The organism is Streptomyces sp. DH12, from assembly GCF_020873895.1.
GTDB lineage: Bacteria > Actinomycetota > Actinomycetes > Streptomycetales > Streptomycetaceae > Streptomyces.
In genome coordinates this window covers 1-508 of the sequence record NZ_JAHWGT010000722.1, presented here as the reverse complement: position 1 = coordinate 508, position 508 = coordinate 1, and the positions used below count along the sequence as shown (strand labels likewise).

Annotated in this window: 1 protein-coding gene; it reads left to right on the top strand. The window is 74.2% G+C overall.

Translation table 11 applies throughout. The features are described 5' to 3' along the window. On the top strand, window positions 1-508 hold a 508-nt coding region (locus LPA54_RS36715; protein ID WP_368857900.1), incomplete at both ends, for a polysialyltransferase family glycosyltransferase.

Sequence of the window (508 nt, the reverse complement as noted above, 5' to 3'; positions counted from 1 at the left end):
GCTCCGACACGGTGCTGTGGCAGCGGGCGCTGCGGCTGCTGTGGGACATCGGCGAGGACGAACGGGTCGATCTGGCCGTCGAGTCGATCCAGGCCAACCCGGCCCGCGCGCTGGTCGCGATCTTCTCCGAGGCGTCCGTCGACGTGTACGCGGACGGGCTGATGAGCTACGGCCCGACCCGGGAGAAGCTGCCGCTGACGCTCGGCCGGCGCGTCCGGCGGCTGCTGCACCTCGACCTGGTGCCCGGTCTGCGGCCCCTGCTGCTCTCCGAGTACGGCGTGGAGCCGGTGGTCGTGCCGGACGGGGCGTTCCGCGCGGTGCTGGACGAGATCGCCCGGGAAGCGGCGGACGACCCGCTCCTCACGCCCGTGCGGGAGGAGCGGCCGACGGCCGTGCTGCTCGGGCAGTACCTGGCGGCGATCGGCATCCTGAGCGCGCACGAGGAGGAGGACCTGCACGTGCGCATGCTCACCGGGGCGGTGCGCGCCGGGCACCGCCCCGGTGAGCA